The organism is Paenibacillus sp. 22594 (genome assembly GCF_052044425.1).
In the GTDB taxonomy this organism is placed as follows: Bacteria; Bacillota; Bacilli; order Paenibacillales; family Paenibacillaceae; genus Paenibacillus_AQ.
This window is the reverse complement of the sequence record NZ_JBQENA010000057.1, coordinates 1-363: the sequence shown is the minus strand read 5'-3', so window position 1 is coordinate 363 and position 363 is coordinate 1. Positions and strand designations below refer to the sequence as shown.

General features: G+C 57.0%; 1 protein-coding gene. It reads right to left on the bottom strand.

All coding sequences use genetic code 11. From position 1 onward, the window contains the following. Window positions 1–363: fibronectin type III-like domain-contianing protein (locus ACTJKB_RS30980; RefSeq protein ID WP_440838050.1), on the bottom strand; the 363-nt coding region annotated here is incomplete at both ends.

The window sequence follows — 363 nt, the reverse complement described above, 5'->3', positions numbered from 1 at the left end:
TTGAATCCGCCCGGCTCCACGACAGGCTGAACCTCCGGACCGATATATTGCAGCTGCTCCGCGCCGACTTCAAATTCAACGATTTGTGCTTCGCCCGGAGCCAGCGTAACTTTAAGGAAGCCTTTGAGTTCCTTCGCGGGTCTGGATACCTTGCTCACGACATCAGAGATATAGAGCTGAACGACCTCGGCGCCTTCCCGTTCCCCCGTGTTGGTCACGGTGACCCGTATCGTTGCGGTTTGGTCTGCCGTGATTGCCTGCGGCTCTACCTGGAGTTCCGAGTAGCGGAAGCTGGTATAGCTCAGTCCATACCCGAACGGGTAGCGGGGCTGCGAATTGGCTTCCAAGTATTGTTTGCCGCGT